The sequence below is a fragment of the Bosea sp. 29B genome (assembly GCF_902506165.1).
Lineage (GTDB): Bacteria > Pseudomonadota > Alphaproteobacteria > Rhizobiales > Beijerinckiaceae > Allobosea.
Genome location: NZ_LR733817.1, coordinates 5,605,263 through 5,623,981 on the forward strand (window position 1 = coordinate 5,605,263; position 18,719 = coordinate 5,623,981).

An 18,719-nucleotide genomic window follows, 5' to 3' on the forward strand; every position below is an offset into this window, starting at 1 on the left:
CAGCCGGAAAGGCCGCGCCGCCGTGCCTCAGCCTGCTACGCCGACGAAATCGACCAGCAGCTTGACGTTGAGCGCCGCAATCACCACCGCGATCAGATAGGCGAAGGCGACGAGCCAGCGCGGCGCGACGAGCTCGCCCATCTTGGCCTTGTCGGCGGTGAACATCACCAGCGGGAAGACGGCGAAGGAGAGCTGCAGGGAGAGCACGACCTGGGTCAGGATCAGGAGGCGCGCCGTGCCGGAATCGCCGTACCAGATCGTCACCGCCGCCGCCGGTATGATGGCGATGCCCCGCGTGATCAGCCGGCGCAGCCACGGTGCCAGCCTGATCTTCAGGAAGCCTTCCATCACGATCTGGCCGGCGAGCGTCGCCGTCACCGTCGAGTTGATGCCGCAGCAGAGCAGCGCGATGCCGAACAGGGTCGGCGCGATCGCCACGCCGAGCAGCGGGCCAAGCAGCTTGTGCGCATCGCCGAGCTCGGCGACCTCGGTCTGGCCGGTCTTGTAGAACGTCGCCGCCGCCAGGATCAGGATCGAGGCGTTGATCAGGAGCGCGAACATCAGCGCGACCGTCGAATCGATCGTCGCGAATTTCAGCGCCTGGCGCTTCTCCGGCAGGGTTTCGCCATAGGCGCGCGTCTGCACGATGCCCGAGTGCAGATAGAGGTTATGCGGCATCACCGTCGCGCCGAGGATGCCGAGCGCCAGATAGAGCATCTCCGGATTGGTGACGATCTCGGTGGTCGGCGCAAAGCCGCGGATCACCTGCCCCCAGTTCGGATCGGCGAGCGCGATCTGGATGGCAAAGCAGACCGCGATCACGCCGAGCAGCGTGATGATCAGCGCCTCGACCCAGCGGAAGCCGAGCCGCTGCAGATAGAGGATCAGGAAGACGTCGAGCGCCGTGATGATGACGCCGAGCTCGAGCGGGATGCCGAAGATCAGGTTGAGGCCGATCGCGGTGCCGATCACCTCGGCGATGTCGGTGGCGATGATCGCGGTCTCGGCGAGGAACCAGAGCAGATAGGCGACGGGCTTGGGGAAGGCGTCGCGGCAGGCCTGGGCGAGGTCGCGGCCGGAAGCGATGGCGAGCCGCGCGCAGAGCGACTGCAGCACGATCGCCATGATGTTGGAGACCAGCGCGACGACGAGCAGCGTGTAGCCGAACTTGGAGCCGCCGGCGATCGAGGTCGCCCAGTTGCCGGGATCCATATAGCCGACAGCAACGAGATAGCCCGGCCCGACGAAGGCAGCGGCACGGCGCCAGCCTGGTCCCGAGTTACGCACCGCGATCGAGCGATGGACATCGGCCAGCGAGGCCTCGCCCCGCTCGCTGCGCCAGCCTGCGGGCAACTTCTCGACCCGAGCGTCCATGCTTGATCCAAATCCTGCTCTTGCAATGCATTCGCAGGATAAAGAATTGCAAACGGTTCGCAAGAGCGAAAACCTTGCTCGACATGCGTCTCGATGCCGGCTCTGTCCAAGCAAACGCATGACCGGCGACGGAGCGTCGTCGCAGCTTTCGGTGCGAGCCTGGGCCTTGAGTGCCTTCCCGCCCTTTTTCCGCTGCGATTGCCGTGCTACTGCGCCCCATCGCGGCTCGGGCCCGCTTGAAGAGAATCGCATACCGGCATGCCTTCGCTCCGCAGGATCCTCGCCCTCGCCGCCGTCTCCGGCGCAGCGCTCGCACTGGCCGTCCCCGCCAAGGCCGACCGCATCCGCAATCCGACGGCGGTCTTCGCCGGACTCGACAAGATCACCGGCCGGATCATCTCCTTCGAGGTGGCGATCGACGAGACCGTGCAGTTCGGCGCGCTGCAGATCACGCCGCGCATCTGCTGGACCCGGCCGCCGACCGAGGCGCCGCAGACGACCTCCTTCACCGAGGTCGACGAGGTCACCTTCAACAACGAGTACCGGCGCATCTTCACCGGCTGGATGTATGCGTCCAGCCCCGGCCTGCATGGCGTCGAGCACGCGATCTACGACGTCTGGCTGACCGACTGCAAAGGCGGCACCGAGCTGGTGGTCGATCCGAAGGAGCCGGAGACCGCGCCCCCGCCTCTCACTCCCGAGCAGCGCCGCCCGGCCCGTCCGGCCCAGCAGACGCCGCCGCAGAACCAGCGCATCGATGTCGCCCCGCCGCAGGGCGTGCCGGTGCAGCCGCGCCAGACGCCGTCGCAGCGCTTCTTCCCGACCAATCCTGCGCCCGGGCGCGACCCGGCCGGCAACAACTGACCATGGCGCGGGTCACCGGCATTGGTGGCCTGTTCTTCCGCAGTCGCGACCCGCAGGCCCTGTCGGCCTGGTACGAGCTTCATCTCGGCATCGCGAACATGAGCAAGGCGGTCTGGCGTCAGGACGCCGGCCCGACCATCTTCGGCCCCTTCGCTGCAAAGACGGACTATTTCGGCAGGCCGGACCAGCAATGGATGGTCAATTTCCGCGTCGACGATCTTGATGCGATGATGGCTTCGCTCCGCGCCGCTGGCATTGCGGTCGAGACCCGCCCGGAATGGGATTCGGAAGTCGGCCGCTTCTGCCGCATCCACGATCCCGAGGGCAATCCGATCGAGCTCTGGGAGCCCTCGCCGATGGCAAGCGGCGGACAGGCGACCTGATCGGCTCTCAGCCGGAGAGTTCCGCGAGCGCCTCGCCCCCGGTGACCGCCTGCCCGGCGGGCCAGGCCCACCAGTCGCCATCGGCTGCGACCGCCGCGTCGAGCAGTTCGCGATAGGCCTCGCGCGGGACCTCGCGCGTGCCGAACTGGGAGAGATGCGCGGTCTGGAACTGGGTATCGAGCAATCGGTAGCCGCCGCGCCGGAGCCGGGCGATGAGATGCACCAGCGCCACCTTCGAGGCGTCGGTCTCGCGGTGGAACATGCTCTCGCCAAAGAAGGCGCCACCCAGCGACAGGCCATAGAGCCCCCCGGCCAGCCTGCCCTCGCGCCAGCACTCGACAGTGTGGACATAGCCGAGATGGAACAGCTCGCCATATAGCGCCCGGATACGGCCATTGATCCAGGTCTCGGCCCGGTCCGGCCGGCTTTCAGCGCAGGCCGCGATCACACGGGCGAAGTCGTGATCGATCCGGATCTCGAAACGATCGGAGCGGACAGTGCGCGCCAACCGGCCCGGCAGATGGAAGGCGTCGAGCGGGATGATGCCGCGGATTTCCGGCTCGACCCAGAACAGGCCGGGATCGTCGGCGCTCTCCGCCATCGGGAAGACGCCGGCCGCATAGGCGCGCAGCAGGATCTCCGGCGTGATCGCCGGCGCGCGCGCGGGTGTGGAACGGGCCTTCATGCGGCGATGGGAGCGCGGGTCGGCGGTTGAGTCAAACGTTGACCGTCATTCTCGGGCGAAGCGAAGCGCAGACCCGAGAATCTCAGGACGAGAAGGCGCCGATCAGCCCCCCTTCCGGCAAGAGATGCTCGGGTCAAGCCCGAGCATGACGGTGTGTGCCAGGCTCACGCCTCGCCCGGCTGATCCATGCCGCCATTGGCCAGGAATTTCTCCAGCCAGTGGATGTTGTAGTCGCCGTTCAGGATGTCCGGGTTGCGCACCAGCGTGCGGAACAGCGGCAGCGTGGTATCGACGCCGTCGACGACGAACTCGTCGAGCGAACGGCGCAGACGCATCAGGCATTCTGCCCGGTTGCGGCCATGCACGATCAGCTTGCCGACCAGCGAGTCGTAATGCGGCGGGATGACATAACCCTGATAGGCCGCCGAATCGACGCGCACGCCGAGCCCGCCTGGCGTGTGGAACGAGGCGATCTTGCCCGGCGAGGGCCGGAAGGTCGCGTGATGCTCGGCATTGACGCGGCATTCGATGGCATGGCCCTCGATGACGACGTCCTTCTGGCTGATCGAGAGCGGCGCACCCGCGGCGATCCGGATCTGCTCATTGACGAGGTCGATCCCGGTGATCATCTCGGTGACCGGATGCTCGACCTGGATGCGGGTGTTCATCTCGATGAAGTAGAATTCGCCGTCCTCGTAGAGGAACTCGATCGTGCCGGCGCCGAGATAGCCCATATCGGCCATCGCCTTGGCGCAGACATTGCCAATCTTGTCGCGTTCGCCGGCGTTGAGAGCCGGGGACGGCCCCTCCTCCCAGACCTTCTGGTGGCGGCGCTGCAGCGAGCAGTCACGCTCGCCGAGATGGATCGCCCGGCCCTTGCCGTCGCCGAGCACCTGGATTTCGATATGGCGCGGCTTTTCGAGGTATTTCTCGATGTAGACGGCATCATCGCCGAAATTGGCCTTGGCTTCGCTGCGGGCCGTGGCGAGCGCGACGGAGACCTCGTCCTCGCTGCGCACGACCTTCATGCCCTTGCCGCCGCCGCCGGATGCCGCCTTGATGATGACGGGCAGGCCGATCTCTCTGATGATGCGCAGCGCCTCCTCGTCATCGGCGACGCCGCCCTCGGAGCCCGGCACGCAGGGGATGCCGAGGCGCTTGGCGGTGCGCTTGGCCTCGATCTTGTCGCCCATGCTGCGGATATGCTCGGCCTTGGGGCCGATGAAGGCGATGTTGTGCCGCTCGAGGATCTCGGCGAAGCGGGCGTTCTCGGACAGGAAGCCGTAGCCGGGGTGGACCGCATCGGCGCCGGTGATCTCGCAGGCGGCGATCAGGGCCGGGATGTTGAGATAGCTCTCGCGCGCCGGCGGCGGGCCGATACAGACGCTCTCGTCGGCGAGGCGCACATGCATGGCGTTGGCGTCGGCGGTCGAGTGGACCGCCACCGTCGCGATGCCGAGTTCCTTGGCGGCCCGCAGCACCCGCAGCGCGATCTCGCCGCGATTGGCGATCAGGATCTTGTCGAACATCTTGAGCCCGCTCCCGCCCGGATGAATCCTCACTCGATCACCAGCAGGGGCTCGCCGTATTCGACCGGCTGGCCGTCCTCGACCAGGATGGCGACGACCTTGCCGGCGCGCGGGGCGACGATGTCGTTGAAGGTCTTCATGGCTTCGACGAGCAGCACGCGCTCCCCGGCCTTCACCTCCTGGCCGATCTCGATGAACGGCTTGGCCTCCGGCGAGGGCCGGCGATAGGCGGTGCCGACCATCGGCGAGTTGACCGTGCCGGGATGGGCAGCGGCTGCCTTGGCGTCGGCCGGAGCGGCAACGGCGGCCGCCACAGGCGCAGGGGCATAGGCCGGCGCAGCCGCGACCGGCGCCATCACCGTCGCCGTGATGGTACGGGCGACGCGGATGCGCAGGTCGCCCTTCTGCACCTCGATCTCGGTCAGATCGGTCTCGTTGATCAGTTGCGCCATCTCGCGCACGAGTTCGGGATCGATGGGGCTCTTGGTCGCCATGGCGGATTTCACCGTCTTCGTGAGCTCGATTGGGCGGGACGGCAGGTCCCGAAGAGGATGCGCATATGCGAATGAATGGCGCCGGATCAAGCCGGCAGCCTCGCGATGTCGCGCGTCTTTACCCGGAACCGAGCATCAGGAAAAGGGTGAAAGGTGCCCCGTCCAAGGCGAAACGGGGCTGGTCCCCTTTCTCAGGCGCCGGGCAGCGCCAGAATGGCGTCCGTATCAAGCACGTCGGCGAAGGTGTCGGCGAGCGCCACCAGCGACGATCGGTGCAATTCCGCATGCGGCACGGCCACCCCGTCCGGCCCGGTGATGTCGCGCGTGGCGCAGGCATCGGCCGCGACGATGACAGCGTAGCCGAGCGGGACTGCGTCGCGCGTCGCCCCTGCAACGCAGGCATGGGTCATCAAGCCGCTGACGATCAGGGTCTTCACGCCGCGGGCCTTGAGCCGGGCGTCGATATCGGTGGTCAGAAAGACGCTGACCGAGCTCTTCCGCACCGTCTCATGGTGCGGTGCCGGCGTGACCAGCGGATGAAAGGCGACCGTCTCGCCATCCTCGGCGAAGATCGGCGCACCGGCCGGAGTCACATGCTGGATGTGGTAGACTGGGATGCCGGAGCCGTCGGCCTTGTCGATCAGCCGCCTGGCATTGGCCAGGGCCTTGGCCCCGTCCGGGATCGGCATGGCACCGTCGAAATACTCCTTCTGGAAATCGATCACCAGCAAGGCGCTCGTTGCCGGGTCGAGGGAATCGGGGGCGCTCGCGCCGATCATCTGTCGAATGGTCTGGGTCATGGCTGGCTCCTTCGTCATGTCTCTTGGGCCGTGTCTGTTGCTGCCCAAGACTGACCGATTGCCGGCTGCGCGAAAGTGGCCCGAAAGACAATATGTGATAGGATCCGGCCAAACACTTTGACCATCGGCCTTGCCATGCACACCGTCGCCGTCCTCGCCTATGAGGGGGTCATCCCCTTCCATCTCTCGATTCCCTGCATCGTCTTCGGCGACGATCTGCTGAAGCTGGGAGCGCCGCGCTACCGCCTGCTGATCTGCGGCGAGAACACCGGGCTGATCCCGACGATCTCCGGCTTCCAGATCGGCGTGCAGCACGGGCTCGAAGCCCTTTCCGAGGCCGACACCGTGATCGTCCCGGCCTGGCGCGATCCGATCGACCCACCTTCCGACGCTCTGCTGGATGCCCTGCGAACCGCCCATGCGCGCGGCGCCCGGATCGTCGGACTATGCCTGGGAACCTTCGTCCTGGCGCGCGCGGGATTGCTGGAGGGCCGCACCGCGTCGACGCACTGGGCCTGGGCCGACGAATTCGAGCGGGCCTATCCGGACGTCGCGCTGGATCGGAACGCGCTCTATGTCGACGATGGCGATATCCTGACCTCGGCGGGAACGGCGGCGGCGATCGATTGCTGCCTGCACCTGATCCGTCGCGACCACGGCGCCGAGATCGCCAATCGCATCGCCCGGCGGCTGGTGGTCGCGCCACATCGCCATGGTGGACAGGCGCAGTATATCGAGAGCCCCCTGCCCGCCTTCGGCAATCGCGATCAGCTCTCGTCGACGCTGGAATGGGCGCTCGCGCATCTCAACCAGCCGCTCGGCCTGGAGCAGCTGGCGGCGCGCGCCGGGATGAGCCTGCGCAGCTTCACGCGCCGCTTCAAGCAGAAGACGGGCGTGACCGTCGTGCAATGGCTGCTGAACCACCGCCTCGCCGAGGCACAGCGGCGGCTCGAAACCGGCGATTGCTCGATCGAGCAGATCGCCGAGATGGCCGGCTTCGGCTCGGCCGTCTCGCTTCGGCAGCATTTCACCCGGGCTTTTTCGATCTCGCCGGCCAGCTATCGCCGGCAATTCAGGAAGAACGCGGCCTAGGTCCGCAACGCCTCCGATCTCGCCAAACAAAAAGGGCAACCCAGCGTGATCACCGGGTTGCCCTCGTTATGTCCGGCGATCGCTGTTCGCGGCCTCAGCCGCTGCAGGTCGCTTTGCCGCATTTGCGGACGGCTTCGATCTTCTGCTTCAGCGCCGCCTGGCCGACCGCGCCGAACACCACCTCGTCGCCGATGATGAAGGCCGGCGTGCCGGTGAGGCCGAGCCGATCGCCGAGCGCGACCGTCTGCTCGATCACGGCGCGCGTCGCCGGAGCATCGATCTCCTTCTTGACGCGCTCGATGTCGGCGCCGGCTTCCTTGGCGATCTCCAGCGCCTTGGCGCCGTTGATCCGGCCCTTGGTCGCCATCAGCTTGAGATGGAAGTCCCAGTACTTCTGGCCCTGGAGCTGGTTCTTCACGGCGATGGCGACGCGGCTGGCCTCGACCGAGTCAGGGCCGAGGATCGGGAAGTCCTTGATCACGACCTTGAGCTTGGGATCGTCCTTGGCGAGGACGCGGACGTCTTCCATCGCCCTTTTGCAGAAGCCGCAATTGTAATCCATGAACTCGACGAGAGTGACGTCACCCTGCGGGTTGCCGGCGATCACCGAGGTCGCGGGGTCGGTCAGGCTCGCCTTCTCGGCCGAGAGCGCATTGCGCTGCGCCTCGACCTGCGCGACCTGGTTGCGCTTCTCGAGCTCGACCAGCGCCTCCTGGATCAGCTCCGGATTCTTCAGCAGGGTCTCCTTGATCAGCTCGACCACGGCGCTGCGTTGCTCGGCCGAGAGCGACTGGGCCTGGGCCGGCGCGACGGCAACGCCAAGCGCACAGGCGGCGATGCCGGCGAGCGCCAGACGGCGCAGCGAAGAGAAGATCATGACGGCGGTCCTTTCCAGGGCGCGATTCGCGCGCACTATCATTGTTTGTCGGGAGGAACATACCCGATGACGGCGCCTGCGCGCAGTGCCGCAGGCGATCCCTGCGGCAATTTGGCCGGCGCCCGGCTCGCCTCCATGTGGGAGACGAAAGGCTGAAAAATCCCTCAATTCTTGTCCTCCGCAGGCGAGGCTGCGTCAATTCACAGCTTTGCCAGCGGGGCGATCACGCCCTCCTGCAACAAGATCGTGATCCTGCCATGGCAGCGAGCGAAAAGACTTGTCGCGTCCGCAAAGGGCGACAACATAACGTTCGCACCGCAAGAGGTCGTCATGTCGAAGCTGCCCATCCCCGTCCTCGCTCTCGGCATCGCCCTGCCGTTCTTCGCGACTGCGACTCCCGCGGCCGCCCAGAGCTGCGAGGACCTCTGGTACCAGCGCAACGAGATCTACAAGGCGCAGGGCTATTGCTTCCGCACCCAGCGCGGCATCAGCGCCTTCGGCAATGCCGGCTGCCAGTACGACAATGTCGAGGACGTGCCGCTCTCGGCGACACAGCGCCGCGTCGTCGCCGATATCCAGCGTGCCGAGCGCACGAGCCGCTGCCCGCGCTGAACGACGATTGTCATTCACCGTCATTCCGGCCGCAGCGCCGGAATGACGGACTATTTCAAGGCCGCTAGCTCGCGGCCTGGAAACGCACCTCGCCCTCGTTCAGGAAGCAGCTCTTGCTGAACAGCGACAGGTCGAGCGGGTTCGGCAGGCGGATATCGCTCAGGTCCGGGCAGGGTTTCAGCGCGGGATCGTAGGAACGATCGATCTGCGAGATGAAGGCCAGGATCACGCCCCTCGCCTCCGCAAAGGCCTTGAGCGCGCTGATCTGGACGCCCAACTCGGGATTGCCGCGCTTCTGGTCGAGCAGTTGCAGATAGTCGACGATCGCCAGCGTGCCGCGCGGCGCCTCTGCGAGAGCCCGCATGATGTGGTCGGCGCTGATCGCCTCCGAATCGTCGAAGGAGAACAGCGCCTCGAATTGGGCGGGATCGACACCAAGCGCCCGAAAGCGGCCAAGCACATCCCTGGCCGTATATTCCAGCGTGAAGAAGAGCGCGCGGCGGCCTGCCTTCATCGCCTCGACCGCGAGCTGGAGGCTGAGCAGCGTCTTGCCGTGCCCGGGCCGCGCGCCGATCAGCAACAGGTCTCCCGGCATCAGGCGGACCAGCAGCCCCTCGGCGGACAGGCTCTCGGCGGATTTGGACGCAAGCAGGCTCCAGGCGCCGAAACCTTCGCCGACGGCGACGCGGTCGAGCGCCAGATGGAGCGGGATGTCATCCTTGCGCGCCAATTCCTTGGCCTTGCGCTTCAGACGATAGACGGGTGCGGAAAGCTTCATCGATGGACCTCCTGATGCGAGCGAAGTCCGCAACCCCTCCTTATGCGCAGCGCTCGAACAGTCGGTTCGACGATTGGATAGGCCCTGCACGGCAGCGTGCTTCCCTGATGGAGGGTGGAGGCGCGGGCAGCGCCTAGAATCAGATCATAGCCGATCCCGTTCTGGTCGTCGCCTTGCGCCTGTCCCAATCGAAGCCGCGCAGATGGTCGACCAGGGCGCGCAGCTTCGGTGCCATGGCGCGGCGGCTGGGGTAGTAAAGATAAAAGCCCGCGAAATAGGGGCAGAACTCCTCCAGCAGCGGCACCAGCTCGCCACGCGCCATCGCCGGCCGGAAGCTCTCTTCCATGCCGAAGGTGATGCCGGCTCCCGCCACCGCGAGCTTGATCATCAGCGCCATGTCGCTCGCCGTGATCTCCGGCGCGACGGCGACGCTGAACTCCCTGTCATCCTCGGCGAACTCCCAGCGATAGGGCGGCAGCTTTGGGCCCGGTCGCCAGCCGATGCAGCGATGCGCCGCCAGTTGGCGCGGATGGGCCGGCACGCCGAAGCGCTCGCGATAGGCCGGCGCGCAGACGGCGAGCTGGCGCTCCTCGCCGCCGATCGAAATGGCGATCATATCCTGCTCGATGACCTCGCCGAGCCTGACACCGGCATCGTAGCCCGCGGCGACGATATCGAACTCCTCGTCGGTCACGGTGATGTCGAGCTCGACCTCGGGATGGCCCGCGACGAAGCTCGCCAGGAACGGCCCCGACAGAAAGCGCTCGGCGATCGACGAGACCGCCAGGCGCAGGCGTCCGCGCGGCCCAGCCCGCAAATCCCGTGTCGCCTCGACGGCAGCGCGCAGATCCGACAGGGCGGGATCGAGATCGGCGAGGAGACGCTCGCCCGCCTCGGTCAGACTGACGCTGCGTGTCGTACGCTGCACCAGGGCGATGCCCAGCCGCTCCTCGAGCTTCCTGATCGTCTGGCTGACCGCCGATCGCGTCACGCCGACACGGTCCGCCGCGCCACGAAAGCTCCTCTCCTCGGCGACGAGAACGAACACAGCGAGTGCGTTGAGATCCATCTCCATTGGTTAGAAAAACTCTCCAGTATGGAAATAAATGAGCGGCTTATCGCGACAATGACTTGCTCCTAGCTTTCAGGCAACCGCAACAGCGCGGTTCCACGGAACAACCAGACGGAGCAGACATGGCCATCGACAAGGTCGTCCTCATCACCGGCGCTTCCAGCGGTATCGGCGTCGGCATCGCTCGCGAGCTCGCGGCATCCGGGGCGAAGCTGATGCTCGGCGCGCGTCGCACGGAACGCCTCGACGCACTCGCCGACGAACTGACAGCAAAGGGCGGCGACGTCCGCACAAGCCGGCTCGACGTCACCGATCGCGCCGATGTCGCGGCCTTCGCCGATGCGGCACGCGAGGCCTTCGGCCGTGTCGACGTCATCGTCAACAATGCCGGCGTGATGCCGCTTTCGCTGATGGCCTCGCTCAAGGTCGACGAGTGGGATCGAATGATCGACGTCAACATCAAGGGCGTGCTCTACGGCATCGCCGCGGTGTTGCCGCAGATGCTGGCGCGCGGCTCGGGCCAGATCATCAATATCGCCTCGATCGGCGCTCTCGCGGTGTCACCGACGGCTGCCGTCTACTGCGCGACGAAATACGCGGTGCGCGCCATCTCCGACGGCTTGCGCCAGGAGCACTCCGACCTGCGCGTCACCTGCATCCATCCCGGCGTGGTCGAGAGCGAACTTGCGAGCACCATCACCGATCCGGCCGCGGCCGAGCTGATGAGGACGTACCGCGCCATCGCGCTCCAGCCCGATGCGATCGGCCGTGCCGTGCGCTTCGCCGTCGAGCAGCCTGATGATGTCGACGTCAACGAGATCGTCGTCCGCCCCACCGCCACCCACTGAGGAGGAAGCCATGACCCTGACCATGCCATCCCCGCTGCGCGCCGCCGCAGCCGCCTTCGCCATCGCGGCGATGCCCGCCCCCGCCATCGCCGAATCGAGTGAGGAGCGGCGCAAGCGCGGTGAGGCCGTCATCCGCAGCCTGAACAAGGGCGAGCCGCAGCAGGCGCTGGAACGCATGCGGCAGGAGTTTCCTTTCCTGGCCGAGGCGACCGAGGCCTATGCGCTCGGCGATGTCTGGTCGCGAACCGGCCTCGACAGCCGCACACGCCAGCTCGCAGCGGTCGCAGCCTTCGCCGCGACCGGCCAGACCGCCTTCATGAAAGTCCATGCCGGCTACGCGCTCAACATCGGCGTGTCCGAGGGAGAGCTGAAGGAGATCGTCTACCTGATCACCGTGCCGGCCGGGATCTCACGCGCGATCGCGGCATCGCAGGCTCTGTCGGAGCTCTTCGCCGAACGCCGCAGGCAGTGAGGGGAACGACCATGAACACCCTGCTCGCGAACGCGTCGCTGCTGCTGGCCGCCGGCATCGGCCTCGCCACGACCATCCAGAACGGACCGGAAGGATCCCCACGCATGCAGACCGCTCAGGCAGCCGCCACCGATAACCCGCAAAACCACCCTTATGTCGGCATGTGGGTCACCGCCGACAATCATGTCCGCCACGAATTGCTGCCGAATGGCCGCTATGACGAGGCGCGCGGCAATCGCGAGAGCGCCTATCGCGGCCGTTACAAGGTCACCGGCAGCTATATCGAGTACTGGGACGACACCGGCTTCACCGCCGACGGCACCTTCGTCGACGTGGACACACTGCACCATGGCGGCATGGTCCTGCGGCGGCGCTGACCGGAGCCCGCCCTGCGCCGCGCAAAGCTGTGGAATGCAGGCCGGGCCTTGCCTTACTTGCCGGCGAGCGTGCTAGAAGCGCCGCCTTACGTTTTCCGCCACGGCAAGGAGCGGCCTGGATTCCCGGCATGAAGACTGGCATCGACATGGGGTCGACGCGCGGCGGCGAGCCCGCTGAGCTTAACCTCGCCGAATTGCTGGCGACGCGCCTGCTGGTCCAGGGCAATTCCGGCTCGGGAAAGTCGCATCTGCTGCGCCGCCTGCTCGAGCAGAGCGCACCACTGGTGCAGCAGGCCATCGTCGATCCCGAAGGCGACTTCGTCTCGCTGGCCGACCAGTTCGGCCATGTCGTGGTCGACGGCACCGCGAGCCCGGTCGAATTGCAGAAGATCGCGCTGCGCGTGCGCCAGCATCGCGTCTCGGTGGTTCTCAACCTCGAGGAGCTCGACGCCGACGAGCAATTGCGCGCCACCGCCGCCTTCCTCGGCGGGCTCTTCGATATCGACCGCGCTCATTGGTACCCGATGCTGGTCGTGGTCGACGAAGCCCAGCTCTTCGCGCCGGTGATGGCGGGCGAGGCCTCGGACGAGGCGCGGCGCCTCTCGCTCGGCGCGATGACCAACCTGATGTGCCGTGGCCGCAAGCGCGGCCTTGCCGGCGTGATCGCGACGCAGCGCCTCGCCAAGCTCGCCAAGAACGTCGCGGCCGAGGCCTCCAACTTCCTGATGGGCCGCACCTTCCTCGACATCGACATGCAGCGCGCCGCCGACCTGCTCGGCATGGACCGGCGCCAGGCCGAGATGTTCCGTGATCTCGAACGCGGCCAGTTCGTCGCGCTCGGTCCCGCCCTGTCGAAGAAGCCGCTGCCGGTCCGGATCGGCCCGGTCGCCTCGGTCGATCGCGGTGGCGCGCCCGGCCTGCTGCCTTTGCCCGATCAGGCGCCGGAGGACGCCAGCAAGCTGATCTTCACCGCCGGGGAGGACGAGGTCGCGCCGGCGCCCTGGCCGAAGCAGCCGCGCCCACGACCGGCAGTGGCGCCCGAGATCATCCGCCGCATCGAGACGCACCAGCCGGTGCCGCCGCCCGAGCCCGAGATCGAGATGGATCCGGCCGAGCGCGCCGCGGCGCTGGTCGAGATCCTCAACGAACTGCTCGACGATCCCGAGGCGCGCGACCGGCCGGTCGCGGTGCTCTACCAGGACTTCACCGTGCGCTGCCGGATGCGCCGCGTCAGCGGGCCGGAGACCAGTCTGGATGCCTTCCGCAAGCGGCTTGCGGTCGCCCGCGCCGGAGCGAGCGAGGAGGTCCTGTCCTCCGATGCCTGGGAGAAGGCGCTGACCGCGGCAGAGACCCTGCCCGAGGACCTGCACGGGCTCTTCCTGTTCATCGCGCGCAGCGCGATCGAAGGGGCGCCCTGCCCCTCCGATGCCGAACTGGCAGAAGCTTATGGCAGCCACTCGCCGAGTCGGGCGCGCCGCCTGATCGGCTATATCGAGGAGCGCGGCCTCCTTGTCTGCCATGTCGATTTCCGTGGCCAGCGCACGCTGGCTTTGCCGGCGCTCGGCGTCGAGACCGCGCCGGGCCTCGCCTCGCCGTTGGTCAAGGGCCTGCCGCCGAGGCGGGCACGAGGCTAGATGTGATCCGCGCCGTCCTCCTCGATGTCGACGGCGTGCTGGTCACCGGTCGGCCGGCGGATGGGCTGCACTGGAGCCATGATCTCGAGCGCGATCTCGGCATTGCATCAGATCTGCTTCAGCGGCGATTCTTCGCCCACCACTGGACCGACGTCGTCACGGGCCGCGTGGGACTGCGCGAAACGCTTGCGCCGGTCCTGGCCGAGATCGCTCCTTCAGTAAGCAGCGAGGCTCTGCTGGAGTACTGGTTCGCGCACGACGCACGCCTGGAAGAGGCCCTGCTGCAGGATATCGCGTCGCTGCGCCGCGACGGCCTGACCGTCGCCTTGGCGAGCAATCAGGAGCATCTGCGCGCACACTATCTTTCGGAGCAACTGGGCCTCGCAGGCCATGTCGACCACTTCTACTATTCGGCAGCGATCGGCGCCCGAAAGCCGGATTCCGCCTTCTATCGCCACATCGAGCAAGCACTGGGCGAGCCGCCCGAAGCGCTGCTGCTGATCGACGATACCGTCGAGAATATCAGTGCTGCCCGGCAAGCCGGCTGGCGGGCCGTCCATTGGACGGCCCCTCGGCGCCTCGGCGACATTGTTGCCGAGGCTGGCGAATGATCCTCAATGGCCCTTGCCGGGCGCCAGCGTCATCCGGTCGACCCAAGCGATGCCCAGCGCCGAGAAGATGAAAATGGTGTGGATCAGCGTCTGCAGCAGCACGCCCGTGGTCGTGTAGTTCGTCGCCGTCGGGCCGCCGATATTGCCGGCCTCGATGAAGGTCCGCAGCAGGTGGATTGAGGAGATGCCGATGATCGCCATGGCGAGCTTGATCTTGAGGATCGAGGCGTTGACATGGCTCAGCCATTCCGGCTGGTCGGGGTGGTTGTGCAGCCGAAGGCGCGAAACGAAGGTCTCGTAACCGCCGACGATCACCATGATCAGCAGGTTGGAGATCATCACCACGTCGATCAGCCCCAGCACGACCAGCATGATCTGCTGCTCGCTGAAATCGAAGGCGTGGTTGACCAGATGCCAGAGCTCCTTGAGGAACAGGAAGACGTAGACGCACTGCGCCACGATCAACCCGAGATAAAGCGGCACCTGCAGCCAGCGCGAGGCGAAGATCACCATCGGCAATGGCTTCAGCGGCCCATTGGCGGGAAGGTCGGCGGGTTCGGCGGAGTGCGACATGGGTCTCCCGGATCAATTGTGCAAAGCGGAAACGCGAAATGGGGCCTGACGCGGCGACGCGCAAGCCGAAAAACGCCAAAAGCTGCCGGAAGTCGTTGAAATTTGGCCGCGTTTTGCGTCTAGTCCTAACGCTGAGGTGACAGTGTCCGGGCGATGCCGGTAGGTTCGCGCGGAAATCCTCCCATCCGGGGAGGGACAAGGAGTTCGAGATGATCAGGACGACGATGATCGCCGCCGCTCTCGCCGGCGGTTTTGCCCTGGCAACGCCGGCAGCCGCCGCCCCGCTCGCGCCGGCCCAGGCCAGCGTTGCCACCGCCGGCTCGACCAATCTCGTCGAGCAGGTGCAGTACCGTCGCTATTACGGCCCGCGCTACGGCTATCGCGGCGGCTATTATGGGCGGGGCTATCGTTATAATCGCGGCGCAGCCGTCGGCGCCGGTATTGCGGCAGGCGCGCTCGGCGCGCTAGCGGCAGGCGCCCTGCTCGCGCCCGGCCCGGTCTATGCCGAGCCTGTCCCGGTCTATCGTGGCCCGGTCTACGCCGCGCCGGATGGCGACGCGATCGCCTATTGCTCGCGCCGCTTCCGCACCTACGACCCCGAGACCGGCACCTATATCGGTAGCGGCGGCGTGGTTCGCGCCTGCCCGTAAGCCCTTATCGTGAGGCAAGCCGCGCGCCACCGGGCGCGCGGCTTGCCATCCCGACGGAGCCCGCGCTGTGAATGCGCCCCCGCCCTTGTGGCGCTCAATCTTGGCCCTGATCGTCGCGCCGGCAGTTCCGGCTGCGCTTTATGCGGGATGGGTCTGGTCCGGTTCACCGTCGCAAGCGAGTTATCTCTCGCACTTCCAGTTGATCGCGAGCTTTGGAGCCTATCCTGCCGCATTGCTACTGGGCTTGCCGACGCTGCTCTTGCTCCGCGGTGAAGTCACGCCGACGCTGCGTCGGATCATGATGATCGGCGGCATCATCGCCAGCGTTCCGTGGCTGCTACTGCTTCCTTTCGGCGCGACCCCAAACGCTGATCTCGGCGGGTATCTCGTCTTGGCGGTGCTACCAGCCTTCCTTCTCGGGCTTCTCGGTGGCGCTGTTTTCTATCTCGTCGCCTGCATGGACCCGGAAAGCTTGGTAAGGCCGTTTCGCCGCGGCTGCTGACTTGCATTGACGGCCCGGGCGGCTCTTAGTCTGCGCTCGTCTGAATCGGAGCCGGCCCGTGCGCATTGCCACCTGGAACGTCAATTCGATCCGCCAGCGGCTGACCCATGTCCTCGCCTTCCTGAAGGAAGCCGAGCCCGACGCGCTCTGCCTGCAGGAGCTGAAATGCGTCGATCCCGATTTCCCGCGCGCCGAGATCGAAGAGGCCGGCTGGCAGGTCACGACCCACGGCCAGAAGGGCTTCAACGGCGTCGCCATCATCTCGCGCAGCAAGCTCGAGGATGTCCGCCGCGGCCTGCCGGGCGACGAAAGCGATGAGCAGGCGCGCTATCTCGAAGGCGTGCTGCCGCTGGGCGACGGCGTGGTGCGCATCGCTTCGATCTACCTGCCGAACGGCAACCCGCCGAACACCGAGAAATACCCCTACAAGCTCGCCTGGATGGAGCGGCTGGCGGTCCATGCCAAGGGCCTGCTGGCGCATGAGGAGCCGCTGGTGCTGGCCGGCGACTACAACGTCATCCCCGAGCCGCGCGACGCCCGCGACCCCGCCGCCTGGACCGGTGACGCACTCTTCCTGCCGCCGACCCGCACCGCCTTCCGCAAGCTGCAGAGTCTCGGCTTCACCGAGGCGCTACGCGCCACCACCGACGCGGCCGGCCTCTACACCTTCTGGGACTATCAGGCCGGCGCCTGGCAGCGGAACAACGGCATCCGCATCGACCACCTCCTGCTCTCGCCGCAGGCGGCCGACAAGCTCGGCGCCGTCTCGATCGCCAAGCATGTGCGCGGCTGGGACAAGGCCTCGGACCATGTCCCGGTGCTGATCGAGCTGAGCTGAGCGTGCTAAAGGTCATCGCCCAGGACTTCATCAGGCTCGAAAGCGTCGAGCTGGTGAAGCCGCTCTACCGGGAGCTCGTCGAGAAAACGCAGGCCGAGCCGCTCTGCCTCGCCTACGATCTCTTCATCGACCAGAATGACCCCGGCCATTTCGTCTTCGTCGAGCAGTGGCCGGACCAGGCGGCGCTCGACGCGCATTGCCGGAGCGAGCATTTCACTCGGCTGGTGCCGCTGATCAACCAGCATCAGAGGCAGGACTGCATCGTCACGCTGATGGATGCGTTCAAGGGATAACCGTCCTCTCCCGCTATTGCGGCGAGCCGCGCCTGACACCGTCCTTGACGAACACCCGAAATGGCGTCGTGCCGCTGGCACTGCCATCGGCCGAGCGCCATTGGCCGTTGCTGCAGAGCACACCACCCTGCGTCTCAGTCGCCTCGAACTCGATCAGGTTGTGATAGGTTGTCCCGTTCGGCTCGACGGCGCGGAACTTCGTCGTGCATTTGCCGCCGGCGACGACCGGATCGTAGTCGTGGATCATGATGCCGCCGCCACCCGTGCTCGGGAACGGATTCGTCAACACGGGCCAGTCTTCGAAGCGCTCCTGCGCCCCCGCGCCATGAATGACAAGCGCCGCGAAGGCGGCGATGAAGCTGAGGCGTACAGCGTCGCGCATGGCAGAAGCTCCGAAGTTAGATACCTCGGCTACTTTGGCCTGCAGGCCTTGGATGCAGTCAGCGCCGCTCGGCGCGGATGTGCTGGCGTTCGACCAAGGCGAGCGCAGCCGTCCGGTCGCCCGCGCTCGCATTGGCGAAGGCGGCATCGTAGCGCTCGACGATCCAGCCTTCGCGGGCGATGTCGGCGCCCTCGCGGGCCAGCGCCAGCCACATCAGGCCCATGATCGGGTGGCGTGGCACGCCGTCACCGCCACGCAGCAGCATGTCGCCGAAAACGGCGCGCGCCGGGGCATGGCCCTTCTCGGCCGCGAGCTTCATCCAGCGCGCCGCCTGGCGCGGATCGCGCGCCACGCCGGTGCCGTTGAGATAGAGCCGGGCAAGATTGTACTGGCCGTCCGGGTCGCCGAAATAGGAGGCGGCGTAGTGGAACATGTCGAAGGCGCGATCGGGATTGGGCTTCACATAGGTGCCCTTGACCCCGTCGAGGAAATAGCCGCCAAGCGCGACGAAGGCGGCCGCGACGATGCGCCCATCCGAGGTGCCGGGAATCTCGTCGGCGTTCTCGTCCGCGATCTTCGAGAAATACTCGAACGCCTTGAGATCATTGGTCGGAACGCCATCGCCGCTGGCGTAGACCCGGCCGAGCTTGAACTGCGCGGCGAGATGGCCCTGGGCCGCGGCGTATTCGAGCGCCTTGACCGCGCCAGCCTGATCGCCGGCTGTGGAATCGCGCATCCAGGCCTTCAGCGCGTCGCGGGCGCTGCTGAACGGAGCGATCGGCAGGGCGGTGTGGGCGGCAGGCCCGCTCGGCGCCGGTGCGATCGCACCGCGGCCGGGAGCGAGCGGCACGGGCGCAACGCGGTTATCAAGCTCCGGCTCCGGCAGGGCGGCGCCTGGAATCGGGAGCGGTGGCAGCGGCATGCGCTCCACGGACGCATTTTGCGCCCAGGCTGCCGACTGGCAGCCCAGAGCAAGCAA

General features: G+C 66.7%; 24 protein-coding genes. 13 read left to right on the plus strand and 11 right to left on the minus strand.

Going from position 1 to position 18,719, the window contains the following annotated elements; translation table 11 throughout:
* Positions 1–27: 27 nt before the first annotated feature.
* Positions 28–1,374: an Nramp family divalent metal transporter gene (locus tag GV161_RS27115; protein WP_152013970.1), complete on the minus strand. Its 1,347-nt coding sequence runs from the start codon at positions 1,372–1,374 to the stop codon at positions 28–30.
* 258 nt (positions 1,375–1,632) lie between these two features.
* Here GV161_RS27115 and GV161_RS27120 point away from each other — a divergent pair, with 258 nt between their 5' ends.
* The gene (locus GV161_RS27120; RefSeq protein WP_152013969.1) at positions 1,633–2,238 is read left to right on the plus strand and encodes a DUF2155 domain-containing protein; all 606 of its coding nucleotides are present in this window, start codon (positions 1,633–1,635) and stop codon (positions 2,236–2,238) included.
* Positions 2,239–2,240: 2 nt separating this feature from the next.
* On the plus strand, positions 2,241–2,621 hold the full coding sequence (locus GV161_RS27125) for a VOC family protein (protein ID WP_152013968.1): 381 nt from the start codon (positions 2,241–2,243) through the stop codon (positions 2,619–2,621).
* Positions 2,622–2,628: 7 nt separating this feature from the next.
* Here the strand turns inward: GV161_RS27125 and aat are convergent, their stop codons facing one another.
* From aat to GV161_RS27145, 4 genes are all read right to left on the minus strand, one after another.
* Positions 2,629–3,306 carry a leucyl/phenylalanyl-tRNA--protein transferase gene (gene aat / locus GV161_RS27130; RefSeq protein WP_152013967.1) on the minus strand — a complete coding sequence of 226 codons (678 nt, stop codon included), beginning with the start codon at positions 3,304–3,306 and terminating at the stop codon, positions 2,629–2,631.
* Between the two features lie 164 nt (positions 3,307–3,470).
* A complete protein-coding gene (gene accC / locus GV161_RS27135) occupies positions 3,471–4,835 on the minus strand; it encodes an acetyl-CoA carboxylase biotin carboxylase subunit (RefSeq protein ID WP_152013966.1) in 1,365 nt (454 codons plus the stop codon).
* Between the two features lie 29 nt (positions 4,836–4,864).
* Positions 4,865–5,329, minus strand: a complete 465-nt coding sequence (gene accB, locus GV161_RS27140) for an acetyl-CoA carboxylase biotin carboxyl carrier protein (protein WP_152013965.1) — start codon at positions 5,327–5,329, stop codon at positions 4,865–4,867.
* A 191-nt stretch (positions 5,330–5,520) separates the two neighbouring features.
* Positions 5,521–6,129 (minus strand): isochorismatase family protein, encoded by a 609-nt coding sequence (locus GV161_RS27145; protein WP_152013964.1) that lies wholly within the window; start codon positions 6,127–6,129, stop codon positions 5,521–5,523.
* Positions 6,130–6,246: 117 nt separating this feature from the next.
* Here GV161_RS27145 and GV161_RS27150 point away from each other — a divergent pair, with 117 nt between their 5' ends.
* On the plus strand, positions 6,247–7,221 hold the full coding sequence (locus tag GV161_RS27150; RefSeq protein WP_244624011.1) for a helix-turn-helix domain-containing protein: 975 nt from the start codon (positions 6,247–6,249) through the stop codon (positions 7,219–7,221).
* A 94-nt stretch (positions 7,222–7,315) separates the two neighbouring features.
* On the opposite strand, the gene GV161_RS27155 is transcribed toward GV161_RS27150, so the two are convergent.
* Positions 7,316–8,098, minus strand: coding sequence for a DsbA family protein (locus GV161_RS27155; protein ID WP_152013963.1), 783 nt, complete (start codon positions 8,096–8,098; stop codon positions 7,316–7,318).
* A gap of 330 nt (positions 8,099–8,428) precedes the next feature.
* Here GV161_RS27155 and GV161_RS27160 point away from each other — a divergent pair, with 330 nt between their 5' ends.
* Positions 8,429–8,710, plus strand: a complete 282-nt coding sequence (locus tag GV161_RS27160) for a YARHG domain-containing protein (RefSeq protein ID WP_152013962.1) — start codon at positions 8,429–8,431, stop codon at positions 8,708–8,710.
* Positions 8,711–8,774: 64 nt separating this feature from the next.
* Here GV161_RS27160 and GV161_RS27165 read toward each other — a convergent pair whose 3' ends face one another.
* Together GV161_RS27165 and GV161_RS27170 are read right to left on the minus strand one after the other, a co-directional pair.
* Positions 8,775–9,488: a DNA helicase gene (locus GV161_RS27165; RefSeq protein ID WP_152013961.1), complete on the minus strand. Its 714-nt coding sequence runs from the start codon at positions 9,486–9,488 to the stop codon at positions 8,775–8,777.
* A 139-nt stretch (positions 9,489–9,627) separates the two neighbouring features.
* A complete protein-coding gene (locus GV161_RS27170; protein WP_152013960.1) occupies positions 9,628–10,563 on the minus strand; it encodes a LysR family transcriptional regulator in 936 nt (311 codons plus the stop codon).
* 119 nt (positions 10,564–10,682) lie between these two features.
* On the opposite strand from GV161_RS27170, the gene GV161_RS27175 reads away from it, so the two are divergent.
* The 5 genes from GV161_RS27175 (at position 10,683) to GV161_RS27195 (ending at position 14,502) form a co-directional block, all read left to right on the plus strand.
* The gene (locus tag GV161_RS27175) at positions 10,683–11,408 is read left to right on the plus strand and encodes an SDR family oxidoreductase (protein ID WP_152013959.1); all 726 of its coding nucleotides are present in this window, start codon (positions 10,683–10,685) and stop codon (positions 11,406–11,408) included.
* Between the two features lie 70 nt (positions 11,409–11,478).
* Complete coding sequence (locus GV161_RS27180; RefSeq protein ID WP_244624015.1) at positions 11,479–11,880, plus strand: carboxymuconolactone decarboxylase family protein; 402 nt, start codon at positions 11,479–11,481, stop codon at positions 11,878–11,880.
* Between the two features lie 11 nt (positions 11,881–11,891).
* Positions 11,892–12,257 (plus strand): Atu4866 domain-containing protein, encoded by a 366-nt coding sequence (locus GV161_RS27185; protein WP_152013957.1) that lies wholly within the window; start codon positions 11,892–11,894, stop codon positions 12,255–12,257.
* Between the two features lie 128 nt (positions 12,258–12,385).
* A complete protein-coding gene (locus GV161_RS27190; RefSeq protein WP_152013956.1) occupies positions 12,386–13,891 on the plus strand; it encodes an ATP-binding protein in 1,506 nt (501 codons plus the stop codon).
* Positions 13,892–13,896: 5 nt separating this feature from the next.
* Complete coding sequence (locus GV161_RS27195) at positions 13,897–14,502, plus strand: HAD-IA family hydrolase (RefSeq protein ID WP_152013987.1); 606 nt, start codon at positions 13,897–13,899, stop codon at positions 14,500–14,502.
* A 3-nt stretch (positions 14,503–14,505) separates the two neighbouring features.
* Here the strand turns inward: GV161_RS27195 and GV161_RS27200 are convergent, their stop codons facing one another.
* Complete coding sequence (locus GV161_RS27200) at positions 14,506–15,075, minus strand: TIGR00645 family protein (RefSeq protein ID WP_152013955.1); 570 nt, start codon at positions 15,073–15,075, stop codon at positions 14,506–14,508.
* A gap of 209 nt (positions 15,076–15,284) precedes the next feature.
* On the opposite strand from GV161_RS27200, the gene GV161_RS27205 reads away from it, so the two are divergent.
* The 4 genes from GV161_RS27205 (at position 15,285) to GV161_RS27220 (ending at position 17,358) form a co-directional block, all read left to right on the plus strand.
* Positions 15,285–15,725, plus strand: coding sequence for a BA14K family protein (locus tag GV161_RS27205; RefSeq protein WP_152013954.1), 441 nt, complete (start codon positions 15,285–15,287; stop codon positions 15,723–15,725).
* A gap of 100 nt (positions 15,726–15,825) precedes the next feature.
* Positions 15,826–16,227, plus strand: coding sequence for a hypothetical protein (locus tag GV161_RS27210; RefSeq protein ID WP_152013953.1), 402 nt, complete (start codon positions 15,826–15,828; stop codon positions 16,225–16,227).
* A gap of 58 nt (positions 16,228–16,285) precedes the next feature.
* Positions 16,286–17,065, plus strand: coding sequence for an exodeoxyribonuclease III (xth, locus tag GV161_RS27215; RefSeq protein WP_152013952.1), 780 nt, complete (start codon positions 16,286–16,288; stop codon positions 17,063–17,065).
* 2 nt (positions 17,066–17,067) lie between these two features.
* Positions 17,068–17,358 carry a putative quinol monooxygenase gene (locus GV161_RS27220; RefSeq protein ID WP_152013951.1) on the plus strand — a complete coding sequence of 97 codons (291 nt, stop codon included), beginning with the start codon at positions 17,068–17,070 and terminating at the stop codon, positions 17,356–17,358.
* Positions 17,359–17,371: 13 nt separating this feature from the next.
* Here GV161_RS27220 and GV161_RS27225 read toward each other — a convergent pair whose 3' ends face one another.
* The gene (locus GV161_RS27225; protein WP_152013950.1) at positions 17,372–17,740 is read right to left on the minus strand and encodes a hypothetical protein; all 369 of its coding nucleotides are present in this window, start codon (positions 17,738–17,740) and stop codon (positions 17,372–17,374) included.
* Between the two features lie 58 nt (positions 17,741–17,798).
* On the minus strand, positions 17,799–18,662 hold the full coding sequence (locus GV161_RS27230; protein WP_152013949.1) for a tetratricopeptide repeat protein: 864 nt from the start codon (positions 18,660–18,662) through the stop codon (positions 17,799–17,801).
* Positions 18,663–18,719: the final 57 nt, after the last annotated feature.

Excerpts from the sequence above, each read along its gene's own strand:
- GV161_RS27115 (WP_152013970.1), bottom strand. The coding sequence starts at position 1,374 with ATGGACGCTCGGGTCGAGAAGTTGCCCGCAGGCTGGCGCAGCGAGCGG.
- GV161_RS27120 (WP_152013969.1), top strand. The coding sequence starts at position 1,633 with ATGCCTTCGCTCCGCAGGATCCTCGCCCTCGCCGCCGTCTCCGGCGCA.
- GV161_RS27125 (WP_152013968.1), top strand. The coding sequence starts at position 2,241 with ATGGCGCGGGTCACCGGCATTGGTGGCCTGTTCTTCCGCAGTCGCGAC.
- aat (WP_152013967.1), bottom strand. The coding sequence starts at position 3,306 with ATGAAGGCCCGTTCCACACCCGCGCGCGCGCCGGCGATCACGCCGGAG.
- accC (WP_152013966.1), bottom strand. The coding sequence starts at position 4,835 with ATGTTCGACAAGATCCTGATCGCCAATCGCGGCGAGATCGCGCTGCGG.
- accB (WP_152013965.1), bottom strand. The coding sequence starts at position 5,329 with ATGGCGACCAAGAGCCCCATCGATCCCGAACTCGTGCGCGAGATGGCG.
- GV161_RS27145 (WP_152013964.1), bottom strand. The coding sequence starts at position 6,129 with ATGACCCAGACCATTCGACAGATGATCGGCGCGAGCGCCCCCGATTCC.
- GV161_RS27155 (WP_152013963.1), bottom strand. The coding sequence starts at position 8,098 with ATGATCTTCTCTTCGCTGCGCCGTCTGGCGCTCGCCGGCATCGCCGCC.
- GV161_RS27160 (WP_152013962.1), top strand. The coding sequence starts at position 8,429 with ATGTCGAAGCTGCCCATCCCCGTCCTCGCTCTCGGCATCGCCCTGCCG.
- GV161_RS27165 (WP_152013961.1), bottom strand. The coding sequence starts at position 9,488 with ATGAAGCTTTCCGCACCCGTCTATCGTCTGAAGCGCAAGGCCAAGGAA.
- GV161_RS27170 (WP_152013960.1), bottom strand. The coding sequence starts at position 10,563 with ATGGAGATGGATCTCAACGCACTCGCTGTGTTCGTTCTCGTCGCCGAG.
- GV161_RS27175 (WP_152013959.1), top strand. The coding sequence starts at position 10,683 with ATGGCCATCGACAAGGTCGTCCTCATCACCGGCGCTTCCAGCGGTATC.
- GV161_RS27180 (WP_244624015.1), top strand. The coding sequence starts at position 11,479 with ATGCCCGCCCCCGCCATCGCCGAATCGAGTGAGGAGCGGCGCAAGCGC.
- GV161_RS27185 (WP_152013957.1), top strand. The coding sequence starts at position 11,892 with ATGAACACCCTGCTCGCGAACGCGTCGCTGCTGCTGGCCGCCGGCATC.
- GV161_RS27190 (WP_152013956.1), top strand. The coding sequence starts at position 12,386 with ATGAAGACTGGCATCGACATGGGGTCGACGCGCGGCGGCGAGCCCGCT.
- GV161_RS27200 (WP_152013955.1), bottom strand. The coding sequence starts at position 15,075 with ATGTCGCACTCCGCCGAACCCGCCGACCTTCCCGCCAATGGGCCGCTG.
- GV161_RS27205 (WP_152013954.1), top strand. The coding sequence starts at position 15,285 with ATGATCAGGACGACGATGATCGCCGCCGCTCTCGCCGGCGGTTTTGCC.
- GV161_RS27225 (WP_152013950.1), bottom strand. The coding sequence starts at position 17,740 with ATGCGCGACGCTGTACGCCTCAGCTTCATCGCCGCCTTCGCGGCGCTT.
- GV161_RS27230 (WP_152013949.1), bottom strand. The coding sequence starts at position 18,662 with ATGCCGCTGCCACCGCTCCCGATTCCAGGCGCCGCCCTGCCGGAGCCG.